The organism is Oceanobacter sp. ABM4_470 (genome assembly GCF_056158645.1).
This window is the reverse complement of record NZ_JBSWTR010000001.1, coordinates 2,407,625-2,424,609: the sequence shown is the minus strand read 5'-3', so window position 1 is coordinate 2,424,609 and position 16,985 is coordinate 2,407,625. Positions and strand designations below refer to the sequence as shown.

Annotated in this window: 16 protein-coding genes; 7 read left to right on the top strand and 9 right to left on the bottom strand. The window is 54.9% G+C overall.

Annotation, left to right across the window (positions count from 1 at the left end; translation table 11 throughout):
* Positions 1-369: 369 nt before the first annotated feature.
* Positions 370-1,443, bottom strand: coding sequence for a tRNA dihydrouridine synthase (locus ACXADJ_RS10660; RefSeq protein WP_475065602.1), 1,074 nt, complete (start codon positions 1,441-1,443; stop codon positions 370-372).
* Positions 1,444-1,799: 356 nt separating this feature from the next.
* Here ACXADJ_RS10660 and ACXADJ_RS10655 point away from each other — a divergent pair, with 356 nt between their 5' ends.
* The 4 genes from ACXADJ_RS10655 to ACXADJ_RS10640 all read left to right on the top strand — a co-directional run bounded on the left by ACXADJ_RS10655 (position 1,800) and on the right by ACXADJ_RS10640 (position 5,606).
* Positions 1,800-2,054, top strand: a complete 255-nt coding sequence (locus ACXADJ_RS10655; protein ID WP_475065599.1) for an OadG family protein — start codon at positions 1,800-1,802, stop codon at positions 2,052-2,054.
* A 62-nt stretch (positions 2,055-2,116) separates the two neighbouring features.
* Positions 2,117-3,889: a sodium-extruding oxaloacetate decarboxylase subunit alpha gene (oadA, locus tag ACXADJ_RS10650; RefSeq protein WP_475065595.1), complete on the top strand. Its 1,773-nt coding sequence runs from the start codon at positions 2,117-2,119 to the stop codon at positions 3,887-3,889.
* A 14-nt stretch (positions 3,890-3,903) separates the two neighbouring features.
* Positions 3,904-5,217 (top strand): sodium ion-translocating decarboxylase subunit beta, encoded by a 1,314-nt coding sequence (locus tag ACXADJ_RS10645; protein WP_475065593.1) that lies wholly within the window; start codon positions 3,904-3,906, stop codon positions 5,215-5,217.
* A 110-nt stretch (positions 5,218-5,327) separates the two neighbouring features.
* Positions 5,328-5,606, top strand: coding sequence for a 4a-hydroxytetrahydrobiopterin dehydratase (locus tag ACXADJ_RS10640; RefSeq protein WP_475065591.1), 279 nt, complete (start codon positions 5,328-5,330; stop codon positions 5,604-5,606).
* Between the two features lie 226 nt (positions 5,607-5,832).
* On the opposite strand, the gene mqo is transcribed toward ACXADJ_RS10640, so the two are convergent.
* The 8 genes from mqo to ACXADJ_RS10600 form a co-directional block, all read right to left on the bottom strand.
* Positions 5,833-7,314 (bottom strand): malate dehydrogenase (quinone), encoded by a 1,482-nt coding sequence (gene mqo, locus ACXADJ_RS10635; protein WP_475065587.1) that lies wholly within the window; start codon positions 7,312-7,314, stop codon positions 5,833-5,835.
* Positions 7,315-7,834: 520 nt separating this feature from the next.
* Positions 7,835-8,026: a hypothetical protein gene (locus ACXADJ_RS10630; protein WP_475065584.1), complete on the bottom strand. Its 192-nt coding sequence runs from the start codon at positions 8,024-8,026 to the stop codon at positions 7,835-7,837.
* Between the two features lie 23 nt (positions 8,027-8,049).
* Positions 8,050-8,955, bottom strand: coding sequence for an energy transducer TonB (locus ACXADJ_RS10625; protein ID WP_475065582.1), 906 nt, complete (start codon positions 8,953-8,955; stop codon positions 8,050-8,052).
* A complete protein-coding gene (locus ACXADJ_RS10620; RefSeq protein ID WP_475065579.1) occupies positions 8,952-9,377 on the bottom strand; it encodes an ExbD/TolR family protein in 426 nt (141 codons plus the stop codon). The genes ACXADJ_RS10625 and ACXADJ_RS10620 overlap by 4 nt, the downstream gene beginning before the upstream one ends.
* A 24-nt stretch (positions 9,378-9,401) precedes the next feature.
* Positions 9,402-9,815: an ExbD/TolR family protein gene (locus tag ACXADJ_RS10615; protein WP_475065575.1), complete on the bottom strand. Its 414-nt coding sequence runs from the start codon at positions 9,813-9,815 to the stop codon at positions 9,402-9,404.
* Positions 9,816-9,840: 25 nt separating this feature from the next.
* The gene (locus tag ACXADJ_RS10610; protein WP_475065573.1) at positions 9,841-9,972 is read right to left on the bottom strand and encodes a hypothetical protein; all 132 of its coding nucleotides are present in this window, start codon (positions 9,970-9,972) and stop codon (positions 9,841-9,843) included.
* Positions 9,973-10,010: 38 nt separating this feature from the next.
* A complete protein-coding gene (locus tag ACXADJ_RS10605; RefSeq protein ID WP_475065568.1) occupies positions 10,011-10,499 on the bottom strand; it encodes a MotA/TolQ/ExbB proton channel family protein in 489 nt (162 codons plus the stop codon).
* 238 nt (positions 10,500-10,737) lie between these two features.
* Positions 10,738-12,825 (bottom strand): methyltransferase domain-containing protein, encoded by a 2,088-nt coding sequence (locus ACXADJ_RS10600; RefSeq protein ID WP_475065566.1) that lies wholly within the window; start codon positions 12,823-12,825, stop codon positions 10,738-10,740.
* 334 nt (positions 12,826-13,159) lie between these two features.
* On the opposite strand from ACXADJ_RS10600, the gene fliS reads away from it, so the two are divergent.
* The 3 genes from fliS to ACXADJ_RS10585 all read left to right on the top strand — a co-directional run bounded on the left by fliS (position 13,160) and on the right by ACXADJ_RS10585 (position 16,979).
* Positions 13,160-13,612 carry a flagellar export chaperone FliS gene (fliS, locus tag ACXADJ_RS10595; RefSeq protein WP_028294649.1) on the top strand — a complete coding sequence of 151 codons (453 nt, stop codon included), beginning with the start codon at positions 13,160-13,162 and terminating at the stop codon, positions 13,610-13,612.
* 361 nt (positions 13,613-13,973) lie between these two features.
* Positions 13,974-15,449, top strand: a complete 1,476-nt coding sequence (locus tag ACXADJ_RS10590) for a sigma-54 dependent transcriptional regulator (protein WP_475065560.1) — start codon at positions 13,974-13,976, stop codon at positions 15,447-15,449.
* A 231-nt stretch (positions 15,450-15,680) separates the two neighbouring features.
* Positions 15,681-16,979, top strand: a complete 1,299-nt coding sequence (locus ACXADJ_RS10585) for a sensor histidine kinase (RefSeq protein ID WP_036537221.1) — start codon at positions 15,681-15,683, stop codon at positions 16,977-16,979.
* Positions 16,980-16,985: the final 6 nt, after the last annotated feature.

Sequence of the window (16,985 nt, the reverse complement as noted above, 5' to 3'; positions counted from 1 at the left end):
TGTTTGGCGCACAATTTTTGAAGCCGGATTGTGTACGGACCCTCTGAATAACTCTGCACAGCTCTCGGCTCTGGCTTCCTGCTTCGCCCTACCTCCTGCATCCATGCAGTCGTACGCGAGTCCTACAGGGTGTCATTGGCTCTCTACAACAACCCCGCGGCGAATGCATCGGAATGACGAGCCCTTTCCAAGTTCGCCAACACCGTTCTGGCAGGCTGCAGGCCGCGCCCCACGGGGATGGCAGGGCATTGCTGACTCTGTGTCGCTGATTTTTGACTTGACCCGCCAGGCCTGCAAATCAGCTTCGTGATTCAGCGTCGCCCTGTCATCCAGAGCGGGCACCGAGTTGTTCAGAGGGGCCGTAAGTAATCAGATTTTTGCGTTGTCCTTGAAGGTGGGAGTCAGTTGTGTGCTATCGCTCCCTTCACGGTCAGCGGTTGTTGCGGACAGTCCGCTGCCAGTCATGATGTCGTCCATCACGCCAAAAAAGTCTTCGCGGGTACGGTGTCGTTTCACCTGATCAAACAGCTGCTTCATGTCGACGGAAAACATCGAGAAATAGTGCAGCCACTGTTTCAGACGGTCGGTCAGTTGTTTGTCTTCCAAATGCTCCAGACGAGCCGCCAGCTTGTGAATAAGGGCCACATTGTCACGCCAATCCATGGGTTGATAGTCGATTCCGGCCTTATGAGCCCGAATTCTGAGTCCAAGGTCGGGCGTTGCCACCAATCCTCGTCCTATCATCAACAAAGGCGTGTTGCTGACGGTTTGGCAGCGCAAGGCATGTTCCGGGGTCCAGATCTCACCGTTGGCCAATACCGGGATGTCGAGCAGGTCGGTGATCTTCTCGATCCAGTCCCACCAGGCGGGAGGCTTGTAGCCTTCGGTCTTGGTGCGAGCGTGGACGGTAAGCCATTGGATACCGGCATCGGCCAGTGCCTGGGCATTGTCTGTGGCCATGTGTTTGTCGCGGAAACCCAGACGCATTTTGGCGCTTACCGGAACGTGCTCGGGCACCGCCTTACGCACCGCACTGGCAATATCGTGCAGCTTGTTGGTGTATTGCAGCAATACGGCGCCACCCTGGCTTTTGTTGACGGTTTTGGCCGGGCAGCCGAAGTTAAGATCGATGGCGGGAGCCCCCAGGCGAGCGGCCTTGGCGGCGTTGGCGGCCATCAGTTCCGGGTCGCTGCCAAGCAGCTGAATATGCACGGGAGTTCCGGAAAGTGTCTTGCCATTATTGTGTAATTCCGGACAGTATCTATAGAACACCTTTTCCGGAAACAGGGTATTGGAAACGCGAATAAACTCAGTAACACAATGATCTATACCGCCAACCGAGGTAAGGATTTCGCGTAAATGAAAATCCATCAATCCTTCCATCGGAGCCAGAGCAATGTAGAGATTACTGTCGGTACCAAAGGGTAATTGTGGTTGGGGCATTTATTCGATCTCACAATATTGATAATCACGGGGCGCGGAAATTCACACTTCTGTCGTTTAGCGTCAAGACAAAAAATATAGGTATTCAGAGCCTTTTTATGTCTTTTTGTTCGTTCCAGTATTTTTTAATTCTATGGGTAACATAACCAGCGGAAATAACTACGGGGTTATTGGCCTACCGGCCGGAATTGCCCTGAACCCGCATGAGACTTGACTCGGCTCAGTTGCCTGAGGTCATTTTATTAAGTAGTCTGATTCGGTTTTTCACCGTCACAAAGCTGTCATGAATGGATTTTGTGAAGGAAGAAGGACCGCTGTTTGCATCATAAAAAATTTTATTTATAGGAGCCGCTTGCATGTCTGAGCCAGGACTCGTCACGCAAGGTTTGGAACTCATGGTGTTTGGCATGGGTACCGTATTTGTCTTTCTGACAATGCTGGTATTCGTTACCGGAGCCATGTCCAAGCTGGTGAGTAAATATTTCCCTGAACCAGAGCCAGTACCTGCACCTGTCAGGAAACCTGCCGCTGCTGCGCCACAGGGAGTTGATCCACAATTGCTGAAAGTATTGTCAGCTGCTGTGAAAGAACATCGTGCTCGCCAAAAGTAAGGCACGAACTCATAACAATCAGAAGCGTTCCAAAAACGTTATCTAGGAAAAGGCCATCATCCATGACCGATTCTAAAAAACTCGGAATTACCGACGTCGTATTGCGCGACGCGCACCAATCGATTCTGGCGACCCGCATGCGTATTGACGACATGCTGCCTATCGCTGAAAAGCTGGACCAGGTAGGTTACTGGTCACTGGAATCCTGGGGTGGTGCAACATTTGACTCATGTATCCGTTTCCTCGGCGAAGACCCGTGGGACCGTATCCGCGAATTCAAGAAAGCCATGCCAAAGACCCCGCACCAGATGCTGCTGCGCGGTCAGAACCTGTTGGGTTATCGTCACTACGCTGACGACGTGGTTGAAAAGTTCGTTGAGCGCGCTGCGACCAACGGTGTGGACGTTTTCCGCGTTTTTGACGCCATGAACGACCCGCGCAACCTGGACACCGCACTGAAAGCAGTGAAAAAGCAGGGCAAACACGCCCAGGGCACACTGTCTTACACCACCAGTCCGGTTCACACGCTGGAATCCTGGGTCGATCTGGCCAAACAGATCGAAGACATGGGTGCAGACTCCATCGCCATTAAAGACATGGCCGGTGTACTGACGCCTTATGACGCTTTCGAGCTGGTTTCCCGCCTGAAAGCCCAGACTGACCTGGAAGTTCAGCTGCATGCGCACGCGACTTCCGGTCTGTCCGACATGACCATCCTGAAGGCTGTGGAAGCCGGTATTGACCGCGTCGATACTGCCATTTCTTCCATGTCCATGACCTACGGCCACACGGCTACCGAATCCATCGTTGCAGCTCTGGCTGGCACCGAGCGTGACACCGGTATCGACCTGCTGTTGCTGGAAGAGATTGCCGCTTACTTCCGTCAGGTTCGTAAGAAGTACGCCAAGTTTGAAGGTGCCCTGAAAGGTACCGACAGCCGTATTCTGGTGGCTCAGGTGCCAGGTGGCATGCTGACTAACATGGAAAACCAGCTGCGCGAGCAGGGTGCGTCTGACAAGTTTGACGACGTACTGAAGGAAATCCCACGAGTTCGTGAAGACCTGGGCTACATTCCGCTGGTGACTCCAACTTCCCAGATCGTAGGTACCCAGGCGGTACTGAACGTACTGACTGGCGAGCGTTACAAGTCCATCTCGAAAGAGACCCAGGGCATCCTGAAAGGCGAATACGGTGCGGCACCTGCTGCCATGAATGCTGAGCTGCAAGCCCGCGTTCTGGACGGTAAAGAAGCCATTACCTGTCGTCCGGCTGACCTGATCGAAAACGAAATGGATAAGGTGATTGCCGACGTCGAGAAGCTGGCCAAGGACGAAGGTCTGACGCTGTCTGCCGACAAGATCGACGACGCCCTGACCTACGCCATGTTCCCGCAGATTGCACCGAAGTTCCTCAAGAACCGTGGCAACCCGGATGCCTTCGAGCCAGCGCCTAAGGGTGATGCCGAAGACACCTTCACCATTACCGTAGACGGCAACGAATACGTGGTGCAGGTAGACGAAGGCGGCGACGTCACCAAACTGGGTGCCATCAACGGCGCACCAACCTCTCTGGGCGGTAACGCACCAGCCGCTGCGGCGGGCGCTGCTCCGGCAGCCGGTGAAGGCGATGCCATTGCTGCACCGCTGGCCGGTAACATCTGGAAAGTACTGGTGTCTGCAGGCGAACAGGTTGCCGAAGGCGATGTGGTTGTGATCCTCGAAGCCATGAAGATGGAAACCGAGGTTCGTGCACCGCGCGCTGGTACCGTGACTGCGGTTAGCGCTGCTGAAGGTTCTGCCGTGAAAGTTGGCGATACCCTGTACACCCTGGCATAACGGGAGGCTGATTTATGCAAAGCTTAATCAACCTCTGGAACGATACCGGTATTGCCCACATTGAAGGCGGCCAGGCTCTGATGATGCTGGTGGCCTTCGGTATGCTCTACCTGGCCATCAAAAAGGGCTTCGAGCCCTTGCTGTTGCTGCCTATCGCTGTCGGTACCCTGATGGTAAACATCCCGGGTGCCGGTCTGGGCTGGTCTGCTGCGGAAGCGGCGATCCGTTCCGGCGATGCCAACGTGCTGACGGAATTCGGCAAGCTGTTTGGTCTGGCTGCTGATGCCGGCATGCAGGACGTATTTGCGGCCTACAAAGAAGCCTATGAAACCCAGGGTATGCTGTACAAGAAAGCCGTTGCGCTGGGCTCGGCCCTGGGCTTCGATAGCGGCATGCTGTACGTGTTCTACAACATGACCATCGCCAGTGGTGTTGCACCGCTGCTGATCTTCATGGGTGTAGGTGCCATGACTGACTTTGGCCCACTGTTGGCAAACCCGAAAACCCTGCTGCTGGGTGCAGCTGCCCAGTTCGGTATTTTCGGTACGGTTGCCGGTGCCGTGTTGCTGACTGATGCAGGCTTGATGGACTTCACCATCCAGCAAGCGGCAGCGATTGGTATCATTGGTGGTGCTGACGGCCCAACCTCGATCTTTATTGCCTCCAAGCTGGCGCCTGAACTGCTGGGTGCGATCGCGGTGGCTGCATACTCTTACATGGCTCTGGTGCCGCTGATTCAGCCACCAATCATGAAGGCGTTGACCAGCGAAGCCGAACGTTCCATCAAGATGGATCAGCTGCGTACCGTTACCAAGCTTGAGAAGATCATCTTCCCAATCGCGGTACTGGTACTGGTAGCCCTGCTGCTGCCTTCTGCTGCGCCACTGCTGGGTATGTTCTGCTTTGGTAACCTGATGAAGGAATCTGGAGTTGTAGAGCGTCTGAGCGATACTGCCCAGAATGCCCTGATCAACGTGGTTACCATCTTCCTGGGCCTGTCTGTGGGCTACAAGATGAGCTCTGATGCCTTCCTGAATAGCAGCACTCTGGCGATTATCGTACTGGGTCTGATTGCCTTCTGTGTGGGTACTGCTGCTGGTGTCCTGATGGCCAAACTGATGAACAAACTGTCGAAAGACGCCATCAACCCGCTGATTGGTTCTGCCGGTGTATCCGCAGTACCGATGGCGGCGCGTGTATCCAACAAGGTCGGTCTGGAAGCCAACTCCCAGAACTTCCTGCTGATGCATGCCATGGGCCCGAACGTGGCCGGTGTGATTGGTTCGGCGGTAGCTGCCGGTGTGATGATTAGTTTCTTCGGAGCCTGATGGTCATTACCAATGCAACAAAGAGAACGGCGCCTTGTGCGCCGTTTTTTTATGCCTGTTAGTCTGGTTCAGGGGTTATTGTTGAGAGTTAAAGAAAGGGCAAGTACAAAATGACGGATTCACTGGAACAGCATATTGGCAATTTGACCCAGCAGCAGTGGGAAGTAATCGACGGCAAGCTGTGCCGTGAACTGGCGTTCAAGGACTTTTCGGAGGCCTTTGGGTTTATGAGCCGGGTGGCGCTGGTCAGCGAAAAAATGGATCACCATCCGGATTGGAGTAACAGCTATAACCGCGTCAGCATTGTGCTGGTGTCTCACGACAAGAAAACCTTGACGATGCGGGATGTTCGATTGGCGCAGGCGATTAACGCTATGTTGGAGTCGTGAAGAAAGGACGGTGTTCGCAGGCAAGCCTGCTCCTGCCAGGTTCGATTGGGCTGTAAGTGGGATAAGCGAGCGCGGTGAGTATCATGCAGCATTGCGGGCGGGCCGCCCGCGCTCCCAGAGGATTCTCAGTACCGGGTTCGGGGTAAGTAAGCGCTCCTACGGATGAACCGCCGGCCACAAAAAACGGCGCACAGGGCGCCGTTTCGATACCAACCAAAAACCGGGTTTACTTCAGTTTCAGGGTGGTGAGGGTACGTTCACGTACCTGGTTGAGCAGCTCGGCATTGTCGATCAGGGACTCACCGTAGGATGGAATCAGTGCTTTCAGGCCTTCTTTCCATTCGCTGTTCATGCGCTCGGTGAAGCATTTCTCCAACACTTCGATCATGGCGAAGGCGGCGACGGAAGCACCTGGAGAGGCGCCCAGCAGAGCGGCCAGTGAGCCGTCTTCAGCAGCAACCAGTTCGGTACCGAATTCCAGTTTACCTTTGCCCTTGGCGTCTTTCTTGATGACCTGTACGCGCTGGCCGGCGTGCGCCAGTGTCCAGTCGCTGGACTTACAATCCGGGAAGTAGCCTCGCAGGGTGCTGACGCGGTCGTCGTGTGACTGCATCACTTCGCTGATCAGGTATTTGGTCAGGTCCATGTTGTGCATGCCCACCGACATCATCGGGAACAGGTTGTCGGTGCTGACGGACTTGATCAGGTCCAGTTTGGAACCTTTTTTCAGGAACTTGGTGGTGAAGCCAGCGTATGGGCCAAACAGCAGTGCTGGTTGGCCGTTAATAATACGGGTGTCCAGGTGTGGAACGGACATTGGCGGCGCACCAATGGCGGCTTTACCGTAAACCTTGGCGTGGTGCTGGGAAACGATTTTCTCGTCCTTGCACACCAGCCACTGGCCAGATACCGGGAAGCCACCGTAGCCTTCGGCTTCTTCGATGCCGGAAGCTTGCAGCAGTGGCAGGGAGCCACCGCCCGCGCCAATGAATACGAAGCCAGCGTCGATGGTGCTGGTCTTGCCGCTGTTGCGGTCGCGCAGGGAAACGGTCCAGCGCTTGTCGCTGCGGTTACGCTCGAAATCTACTACCTCGGTGTTCAGGCGCAAGTCGAGGGCTTCCTGACTGGTCAGGCGATTAACCAGGTTGCGGGTCAGGGAACCGAAATCAACATCGGAGCCGTAGGCAACACGGGTACCGGCAACTGGCTCGGATGGATCACGACCTTCCATTACCAGTGGCATCCACTGTTTCAGGACTTCCGGATCATCACTGAATTCCATGTCGGCAAACAGGTGGTGGGCAGACAGCTTTTCGGCGCGCTGGCGCAGGAAAGCGACGTTCTTTTCACCCCAGACAAAGCTGATGTGTGGCGTGGTGTTGATGAATTGGGTTGGTTCCGGCAGTTCGCCGTTTTCTACCAGGGTGCTCCACAGTTGCAGGGAGAGCTCGAAGTTGGCGTTGATTTTCAGCGCCCGCTCAATGGTCACGTTGCCATTGGCGTCTTCCGGGGTGTAGTTGAGTTCGCAGTATCCGGCGTGGCCCGTACCAGCGTTGTTCCAACCATCGGTGCTTTCGTGCGCAACGTGATCCAAACGCTCAACCATGGTGAGCTTCATGGATGGATCCAGCTTGTTCAGCAGGGTGCCGAGCGTGGCGCTCATCACACCGCCGCCGATCAGGAGGACATCGACCTGTTGAGTAGTCATTACGATTTCGCCTTTTGATCTAAGTCGTTTTGTCAGAACACGCGTTTTGTCGCGTCTTCCGTTGGGCCACATCATCTCGCGGACTTTTGATCCAGGCTCGGTCGTTTGGGCGTGTCACGGTGACCACGGCGACTCTGATTGAGCTGAGATGATTCGAAACCGGGGGGCTTTATACAAACCCTCTGTTCAGCAGACAAGCCGAGCAGTAGAAAACTTCTACTAACGTATGGCTCAGTTAGGAAGTCCGGAGATGTCCGGAGGATGACTACCAGGTGGGGTAGAAGATTCCGTCACTCGGGGGTGTTGAGTGTTGGACCAAACATCGCCTACTTGGGTCTGGTTTGTCTGCTTTGTGCGGAAATTGACCCAAAATACGCCACAATGGGGTGAAAAAGGTAACTTTTCTTGACTCTGGGGCAAAAAGTATTCCGCAGGTGCAATCTAAGGAACCATGCTATTAATGTCAATTCGGTTACGAAATAGTGAATATCATCCTAACTATATAAGCCGAAAAGATGACTTATTCCGACCATTTGCGTAACAGATTGTGATAAAGCTGCCCGAGTCGGGCGACTTCGTCGTGATCAGTGCCCAGTTTACCCCCCAATGTCTGGATCGATTGATCCATCTCGAACAGCATTTCCCGCTCTGCCGGGTCCTTTACCAGGCTTTGCATCCACATAAAGGAAGCCAGACGCTGCCCTGAGGTCACTGGGGTGACTTGATGCAGGATGGTCAGTCGGTAATCAGTGAATACTCGACCGGAATCACCATACTCAAACGCTTTTTCTTCGGATAAAAATCTTTCGGAACCAATGGCAGTGGACTGGCTTTTTGAAGCATGTCCAGTGCTGCCTGGTCGAGCAGCTCCGAGCCAGAGGATTCATACACTCTTGAGCTCAGTACGTAGCCATCGCGGTCAAATGCAAATTGCAATTTCACCACGCCTTCGATCTTTTTCTTCTTGGCCTTTGGTGGATATTCCTGGTGTTGGTTAAGCCAGCGATTCAGGTCGGCAATGTAGCTCTTGGCCTTGCCTCGCTTGCCACCACTGGCGCGGTCGGAGCGGTTACCGGTGCGCTTGTTCATCTGCTCGCTGGAGACAGAATCCCGGGCGTTCGGATTGGCCTGCTCAAACTTTTCGGCCACCGCTGGCTTTTCCTCAACCTCTTCGACCGGTTCAGCTGGCTGTTCCGGCTCGGGTGGTTGTGGTGGCTCTGGTTTCGGCGGCTGTTTTGGCTCTACCTTGTAGGTTTTTTCCGGCACCGGTTTGGCTTCCGGTTTGGGCAGTTCCAGAACCGGTTTTTTCTCTGGTTTGGGTGCTTCTTTCTTCTCCGGCTGCTTCTTTTCTACCGGCTTGGGTTTCGGTTTCGGCTTGGGTTTCGGTTTCGGCTTGGGTTTAGGCTCCGGCTCAGGTTCCGGTTCTGCCACAGGCTCTGGCTCGGCTTTTTTCATCCGGGCCATTTGCGCTGCTAACGCGCCCTGACTGCCCAGGCCAACCTGCTGACCAAATTCACCATCCCCCTCGGACATACCGGTGGCTTCAACCTTGGGCGACCACATTAACCAGCCAGCAACACCTGCGTGAACACCGACGGCCAGCACTCCGGCAATAAGCCAATGACGTTTGGTCAGAATCATGGCTGGCTGCCCTCCCGGGTTTCAGAGTGCAACAGTACCGACTGCAATTGATGACGACGCAGCACAGCCATGGCTTTGTCCAGCTCTACGGCGGTGGCGTGTTCATCAGCAAACAAGGCGACGTTGATGGTGTCCGGGCTGCCCAGTTGTTGCAGCTGTTCGTCCAGTTCGTCCGGGCTGACAAAGACGCCGTCCAGCAGCAGCTGACCGTCGGCCAGCAGCTCCAGTTGCAGCTGGGTTTCCTGCTCAATTTCGGCCAGCTCGGCCTTCGGCAATACCAATGAGGCGTCTGGCATGGCGCGGATTTGTCCGGCGACCATAAAGAAGATCAGCAACAGGAAAACAATATTGATCAAGGGGATCATATTGTCGTCGCTGTTGGACGGCTTGCGGGGGCCGGTCAGGCTATTGCTGTCAAACATGATGGGTTCCGACTCGCTGGTCCGTTACTTGTCGAGGGCTTCCGGCAGGGTTTCGCCCAGCGTTACCGATTCAACCTGATGGTGATTGAGGTCTTCCATGGCATGCACAATGGTGCCAACTTCAACCTTGGGTTCCGGCAATAACACCAGCGTTTCGTCCTTGCGGATGGCGCTGATGGCGTCGCTCAGGCTGTCGTAGTCTTGCGGCTCGTCTTGTACCAGCGTCACCGTGCCGCTCTCGTGCAGCACCAGCAGCTGCGGCTGCTTGTTATCGGTGGCGGCACTGGTCGAGGCCGATTTGGAGTCCAGAGTGACTGCTCGCCAGTGAGTGAAACTGGAGGTCAGCATGAAGAACATCAGCAGAATGAACACCACATCGATCAGTGCAGTAAGACTGATCGGGCGGGCTTTCCGTGGTGGCATCAGCGCCTGGCTCATGGCGTTACTCCGTCAGCGTGTGCAGTTACTTGGCTGTGCCAGTGGCAGCGGTTTTCAGCTGTGGCTTCTGATGGCCTATAACAAACAGACGGTCGTGTACGTTTTGCAGGTTGGCGCCTTCCATTTCGACCTTGCGCTCCAGCGCGCTGTGAATCATGGAAACCGGGATCGCAACGGCCAGACCGGCGGCGGTGGTCAGTAGGGCTTGCCAGATACCGCCCGACAGTACCGCAGGATCACCTGGGAACCGGCCGATTCCATTGCCTGGAAGGCTTCGATCATGCCCAGAACTGTACCGAACAGACCGATCAGCGGTGCGACGTTGGCAATCACTTCAATTGGACGCAGGCCTTTGCCCAGGTTTACCAGTGAAACCCGTGCGGTACGCATGGACTCTTCTTTTAATACGTCTTCTGGCATCTGCTTCTGACGCAGTTCAGTAACGTGGGCAATCAGGCTCAGGGAAGGCGACTTCTGATTACGGGACATAATCAGGGTTTGCGCCACATCGCCTTTTTCCAGCAGAGCCAGTGCCTGTTCGGACTTTTTCTGGCCACCAGAACCAAGACGGATAAATTGCCAGATTTTGGCAAGAATAAAGGTGGTCGCAACCACGGACAGGAGAATCAGGATGGTGACGACAGGGCCGCCCTGAATCGGAAGAAGGGAAGTTTCAGCGTCCATGATTTGCCCTCAAAGAGAATAAGTATTCATCAAGGCCGCGAAAGCTAATGTAGATGGTAATTGTTTGCAATCGTCAGTGTTCTGTCTGACCGCACAAATATACGATTCTGACAATTCCTGACTATGCCACTAGGGGATTTTAACGATTCGTTAATCAGTCGACGGTTTATTTAGTTGATTAATTAATCGGTGAATTGTCCTGTTAAACAGAGGCGCTCACCATGCTCACAGACCTGCATTAGCGCAGGTCTGCCAGAGCCGGTTTGGTGGCGTAAAACTGGTACATTCCAGCAAACAGCTGAGGGTGTTGCTTTTCAATTTGCTGCCACTGGGCTGGGGTCAGCTCCGCAGCCGGTTGCTGGAAGAATTCGTTGGCCAGTTTCACGGCCTGGCCGCTGGCCAGCATGCCGACCCACTTGAGGCCCGCCCGTGACAGCCAGTCTTCAATACCGGCGATATCAAAGACATGCTCGATTGGATTGCAAAGCAAATCCCGGGTGCCGCTGAGTGAATAGAAGTCGCGGGAGTGCACAATCTCCTGAATCTGACGGTCGCTCAGTCCAGCTTGCTGGCCAATGTCCATGTCTTTCAGACCAAACCGCAGTTGCCGCAATTGGTTGGCGCTGTTGATGGTCGGGGTATCGAGATTGTTACGCAGGGTCTGAATGCCGCGTCGGGCCGTGCGACTGTAAAGCGCCAGCTTGATCACGCCACCGGCCTTGAGAATGCTCGACAGTGCCATCAGGCCGGTCAGCGGGTTGTTCATATGGTGCAGTACGCCAGAGCACTCGATCGCGTCGAAAGATTGGTTCAGCTGGGCGACGTCGAGAATGTCCCCCTGAATCCAGTCGACCGACAGGCCGAAGTCGGCTTGTCGTGAGCGGCCGTAGCTGAGCGACGCCAGACTCAGGTCGAGCGCGGTCACGTGAAGGTCGGTAAAGAACCGTGCCAGCCGCAAGGCTTGTCGACCGGTGCCGCAGCCGGCAACCAGCACATTCAGTTGTGATCTTGGGCTTAAATGACTGAGCTTGCCGGGGAACTGCTTCTGCAGCATGTCCATGTAATCGCTGGCGGGGTAGTTTCCCAGATACTGCCAGCGCGGGTAGGGGTTGCTTTCATACAACTGGGCAATCGGGCTTTGCTTGAAGTCCTGACTGGGGTGCGGCATTTGACTGTCGTAACCCAGTTGGGGAATGACGTCTGCATGCAGGGCACGCTGTTCTTGTTCGGCCAGTTGCTGCAACAGCAGTTGGCTTACTCCCTGATCAAAGGCCGGGTGCTGCAAACGCTGCGGCAGCAGTTGTGGTCGCAATGGGGTTTGCTGAATGGGCCGATACATGGCGATCAGCAGGCAACAGGCGGAAGCGGCTGCCAGTGACTGGGCGTCAGCCAGTTGCAGCAGTTTGCTGCCGACCGTTTGCAAACGCGCAATTTGTTGTTGCTCGTCGTCGCTTTCCATCCAGCTGCCTTCGTTGAGGCTTGTCTGTTTGGCAATGGCCAATGCCAGCGGCTGCAGTTTGTTATCAATGGCAAGTTGGCGTGTGGTCTGGGTCAGAATCGACAAACGGGCGGAGGTCAGCAGCCGTTCCAGATCCGGGTCGGCCATGGCAAAGCGTGAGCAGGCCGCAATCAATAGCGGATCATCCAGCAGGTCTGTGATTTCCAGCGGGCGTTCGCCCTGAATTGCTCGGTAGCGCAGTTTCAGCTGCCCCAGTGCCAGCCGGTCGAGCAGCGAAATATCGCCTTCAAATTCAAACCATTGCAGTAATTCGTCGGCAAGGGCAGCGTCGTATTCGTCCAGTCGTACCCCGGCAGCGGCTTCCATCAGGCGGCTTTGCAAGTACACATCGTCCGGATGTTGTTGCAGCAGCTGGCGGTATTCGGCAAAGGCTTCGTTAAAGTTGCCCTTGAGTAAGTGGATGTGAGCCAGCGATACCGGGGCGCGGGTGGCTACCCGGGAGACTCGGGTGGCGCGGGCAAAATAGTCTTCGGCCTGATCAAGCTGGTGCTGTTCCAGCGCAATCAGACCGGCGGTGTACAGAATACTGGTACTGTCGGGTTTCAGCCCAAGGCCGATACCGGCCCAGCGTTCGGCGCTGTCGAGTTCGCCACGGCGCAGCTGAATACGGGCCAGCAGGTTGCAGCTTTGCAGGTTGCCCGGGTCGCTCAGGTGAGCCTTTTCGGCCAGCGTCAGGGCTTCGTCCAGCAAGTCGCTGCGGCCTTCATCGCCAGCGCGCGTGTAGAGGGTGCTGGCCTGGATGTACAGCGCCCTTGCCTTGCCCTTGAAACCCGGTATGTCGGTCTGCCTGAGTGCAGTGCTCTCCATGGGGACCCCTTGCCGCCCGGCGGCGAGTATCTGTCTGGTGGTGCGGTCGTATTGCCGCTGATGGTCAGATACAGCACAGCCTGTGCCAAATTATAACTTGCTGTTTTAAATGGAATTTTTTGAGGCTTGGATTGTAAGAGAGGCAAAGGTCAGCCATTGGAAAGCCCTCTGGCGGATAACCCTTACCGCTGTTTGGCTTTGTGTTGTTGGTCTCTTGTTGGCGTTGCGTTGAGTTTTTCAAAGGGGCTTTGGGCAGATTTTTTTCTAAAGATCATTCTGGCCCGGCCGTTAACTCTGGATAACCAGCCTGGCAATGAATGAGAGGAGCAGGTCTATGTACCCTTCAGGTGCCAAACAATATCAGCGAGTGAATGCGACTTCCGAAGTTCTGGATGCCGATCCGCACCGGTTGATTCAATTGTTGATGGAAGCTGCGTTGACCCGTATGGCGCAGAGCAAGGTCGCGATTGAAAACAAGGACATGGCGACCAAAGCCAATTTGTTGGGACGCGTTATCGAGATCATCGGCACACTGCAATCCAGTCTGGATCACAGTTCCGGTGGTGAGATATCCATGAATCTGGATCGTTTGTACGACTATATGAACCGTCGCCTGTTACAGGCCAGCAGCGCTAACGACATTGAAATGATCGAAGAAGTGATGGGATTGTTGCTTGAGGTGAAACGCGGCTGGGATGGCATCCGCGACGATTACCTCGCCAACTTTGCTCCTGCATCGAAAAAAGAAACCGATTCCGCCGAGCTGTCCAGCCAGATTTCTGTTTGAACCATCAGGGAGATGTGTCCTCCAATCGGGAGGGCAAAATCCCTGATCCTGTCTCATCGTGACCCGGCCGCAAAACTGGCGGCCTGCGTCATATCCTCGACTGCAAAATGTTGTTACTTATGTCACCAATTGTAAGACAATAGGACAATAACGTAACCATAGATGTTGTTTTGGGGTTTTATCTGACAATATCCATTCGTAATGCGACGAAGAATTGACAGAGTCAGTCTCAAGTCCTTAACTGATAACGAATGGTCAAACTGTTGGCACAATCCGGCCGAAGGTTGCCCAAGGGAATGGCGCTAACAGTCCGGTCTGCCGGAACCTCAGCCTGACAGCATCGAAGGGAAGGGCAATAGGTATGTGGAGAGAAATCAAGATCCTGCTGATTGATGACGATCAACAACGACGCCATGACATGAAGGTCATCCTCGACTTCCTGGGCGAAGAAGTCATTGTTGGCGACAGCGCCCATTGGCGGGATGAAGTGAATGCACGTACTGAATCGAGCGAAGAGATCGCCGCTGTATTGATCGGTACCGACGACTCAGGCGCTTGCGCCAGCATCCTTTCGGATGTGTACGGTTGGGACAAAGCTGCACCCATGATTGCGGTTGGCAGTGGCGACCTGAGCAACACCAAGCTGGACGAGAACGTTCGTCGCAACGTGTTGGCCGTACTGGAAACCCCACCGAGCTACAACAAGCTGCTGGACAGCCTGCACCGTTGTCAGCTGTTCCGTGACCACTTCACCAATGGTGGCGGTCGTGGTGAGCGCCGTGACGTTAAACTTTTCCGTAGCCTGGTTGGCACCAGCCGCCACATCCAGCAAGTGCGCGACCTGATCATGCAGGTGGCCGACAAGGACGTCAGTGTGATGATCCTTGGCGAGTCCGGCACGGGTAAAGAAGTGGTTGCCCGCAACCTGCACTACCATTCCAACCGTCGTAAGAAGCCGTTTGTGCCGGTTAACTGCGGCGCGATTCCGGCAGAGCTGCTGGAAAGCGAACTGTTCGGTCACGAAAAGGGTGCCTTCACCGGTGCAATTTCCAGTCGTCCGGGCCGTTTTGAACTGGCCGAAGGCGGCACCCTGTTCCTCGACGAAATTGGCGATATGCCGTTAAACATGCAGGTAAAAATCCTGCGTGTTTTGCAAGAGCACACCTACGAACGGGTGGGCAGCAACAAAACCATGAACGCCAACGTGCGCATCATTGCTGCGACCCACAAAAACCTCGAGCAGATGATCGAAGATGGCACCTTTCGGGAAGACCTTTACTACCGTCTGAACGTGTTCCCCATCGAAATGCCGTCCCTGCGCGAGCGGGTAGAAGACTTGCCGTTGTTGCTGAACGAGTTGATCGCTCGTTTGGAAAACGAGAAGCGGGGCTCCATTCGTTTTAACTCGGCCGCCATTATGTCGTTGTGCCGTCACGAGTGGCACGGCAACGTCCGTGAGCTGGCCAACCTGGTTGAGCGTTTGGCGATTCTTCATCCTTATGGGGTGGTGGGCGTTAACGAGCTGCCGAAGAAATTCCGCCACTTTGGCGATGGTGAAGAAGCAGAATTCGAAGCCAGTAACAACGAAGCGGCAATGCAGCTGATGCAAGACGAGAACCAGCCGGTCACCCTGGAAAACGCCGCTTTGCTGCCAGTGAATGGTCTGGATTTGCGCGAATACCTTGCCGATCTGGAATCGACCCTGATTCAACAGGCGCTGGACGATGCCAATGGCGTGGTGGCGCGAGCTGCTGAAAAGCTGAACATTCGTCGTACCACGCTGGTGGAAAAGATGCGCAAGTACAACCTGCAACGCAAAGAGAAAGACTTCGCCTGAGCGTGATTTTTCTGGCGTCAAAACTCCAGATTCAACCTCGCAGAGCGACGATAAAAAACCGGCATCAAGCCGGTTTTTTTATGCCTGAAAACCGTCAAACGAGAGTCTATTTTGTTAGAAAACTAATAAAAACAACAACTTATAAATAATATTAAAATCAGGCACAGCCTTTGCAATCTCTGTCTAAACGCTGGATTTCTGGCGACAAATCAGCAGATTTGCGAGGTGTTTATGACGATTTCAACAGCACAGGCCAATTCGGGTAACCCGTCCTCCGTGGCCGATGTCAGCAATATGCTGGGAAATCGCAGTGGTGTGAGTGAAGAGCGTCAGGTTCTGAACCGTACCCTCAATCTTTTCAACCAAATGTCGCGCCAACTGAGCGACACCTACGAGCAACTGGAAACCCAGGTAGAGCAGCTCAGTGGTGAGTTGGCCCAGGTGTCTCGGCAGCGCATGAAAGAGCTGGCCGAAAAAGAGCGTCTGGCTAATGAACTGGCGTTGCTGCTGAACATGCTGCCCGCTGGCGTTCTGCTACTGGATCGCAACGGTATTGTGACCAAAGCCAATCCGGTGGCGGAACAGCTGCTGGCACCGCTGGCGGATGTGAATTCCATTTTGGGCCAGCGTTGGCGTGTGCTGATCAGTCGCTGCTTTGCGCCACGCCACGACGATGGCCACGAAGTGTCCCTGAAAAACGGCCGTCGGGTACTGATTCGTACCAACCCCATGACTGAACAGCCTGGCCAACTGGTGCTGCTGACGGACATGACTGAAACCCGCGCCCTGCAAACCAAATTGGCCCAGCATCAGCGCCTGTCTGCGATGGGCAAAATGGTTGCCTCGCTTGCCCATCAGGTGCGGACGCCGCTGTCGGCTGCGACGCTTTACGCTGGCCATCTGGCTAATCCGGATCTTGATCAAAACAGCCGCGAACGCTTCGCTGGCAAATTGATGGAGCGTTTACGCCATCTGGAGCATCAGGTGCGCGACATGCTGATCTTTGCTCGTGGTGATTTGCCACTGCACGACGACATCAGCCTGGCAGACCTGATGGAAGACCTTGAGGCCGCCATGGAAGTGCCGATGGTGCAAAACAACGGCCTCTACCACATCGACAACCAGTGCCCGGACAAAATCATCCACTGCAACCGCGATGCACTGGTCAGCGGTTTGATGAACCTGATCAACAATGCGCTGGAAGCCTGTCGTGAAGCCCGCACGCCAACCATTCGGCTGGCGCTGGTGTGTCGAGAAACCGGTGACGACGCCGCACCGGGTATTTCCATCCAGATTTCCGACAACGGCCCGGGCCTCAACAGCGAGCAAAAGCAGCAGGTACTGGAGCCATTCAACAGCAGCAAACCCAATGGCACTGGCCTTGGCCTTGCGGTGGTACAGGCCATTGCCCGTGCCCACGGCGGTTTGTTGACCCTGGAAGACAGCGATGTTGGCGGCCTCTGTGCCAACGTACGAATCCCGCTTGCCAGCACTCAGGCTGATGCAGGCCCCCACACTACCAACGCGTGAGGTACT

What these genes read in the sequence shown, in the direction of transcription:
- ACXADJ_RS10620 (WP_475065579.1), bottom strand. Translation starts at nt 9,377, where the DNA reads ATGTTTGACAGCAATAGCCTGACCGGCCCCCGCAAGCCGTCCAACAGC.
- ACXADJ_RS10655 (WP_475065599.1), top strand. Translation starts at nt 1,800, where the DNA reads ATGTCTGAGCCAGGACTCGTCACGCAAGGTTTGGAACTCATGGTGTTT.
- fliS (WP_028294649.1), top strand. Translation starts at nt 13,160, where the DNA reads ATGTACCCTTCAGGTGCCAAACAATATCAGCGAGTGAATGCGACTTCC.
- ACXADJ_RS10590 (WP_475065560.1), top strand. Translation starts at nt 13,974, where the DNA reads ATGTGGAGAGAAATCAAGATCCTGCTGATTGATGACGATCAACAACGA.
- ACXADJ_RS10660 (WP_475065602.1), bottom strand. Translation starts at nt 1,443, where the DNA reads ATGCCCCAACCACAATTACCCTTTGGTACCGACAGTAATCTCTACATT.
- oadA (WP_475065595.1), top strand. Translation starts at nt 2,117, where the DNA reads ATGACCGATTCTAAAAAACTCGGAATTACCGACGTCGTATTGCGCGAC.
- ACXADJ_RS10600 (WP_475065566.1), bottom strand. Translation starts at nt 12,825, where the DNA reads ATGGAGAGCACTGCACTCAGGCAGACCGACATACCGGGTTTCAAGGGC.
- ACXADJ_RS10615 (WP_475065575.1), bottom strand. Translation starts at nt 9,815, where the DNA reads ATGAGCCAGGCGCTGATGCCACCACGGAAAGCCCGCCCGATCAGTCTT.
- ACXADJ_RS10610 (WP_475065573.1), bottom strand. Translation starts at nt 9,972, where the DNA reads ATGATTCACAGCGCGCTGGAGCGCAAGGTCGAAATGGAAGGCGCCAAC.
- ACXADJ_RS10625 (WP_475065582.1), bottom strand. Translation starts at nt 8,955, where the DNA reads ATGATTCTGACCAAACGTCATTGGCTTATTGCCGGAGTGCTGGCCGTC.
- mqo (WP_475065587.1), bottom strand. Translation starts at nt 7,314, where the DNA reads ATGACTACTCAACAGGTCGATGTCCTCCTGATCGGCGGCGGTGTGATG.
- ACXADJ_RS10640 (WP_475065591.1), top strand. Translation starts at nt 5,328, where the DNA reads ATGACGGATTCACTGGAACAGCATATTGGCAATTTGACCCAGCAGCAG.
- ACXADJ_RS10645 (WP_475065593.1), top strand. Translation starts at nt 3,904, where the DNA reads ATGCAAAGCTTAATCAACCTCTGGAACGATACCGGTATTGCCCACATT.
- ACXADJ_RS10605 (WP_475065568.1), bottom strand. Translation starts at nt 10,499, where the DNA reads ATGGACGCTGAAACTTCCCTTCTTCCGATTCAGGGCGGCCCTGTCGTC.
- ACXADJ_RS10585 (WP_036537221.1), top strand. Translation starts at nt 15,681, where the DNA reads ATGACGATTTCAACAGCACAGGCCAATTCGGGTAACCCGTCCTCCGTG.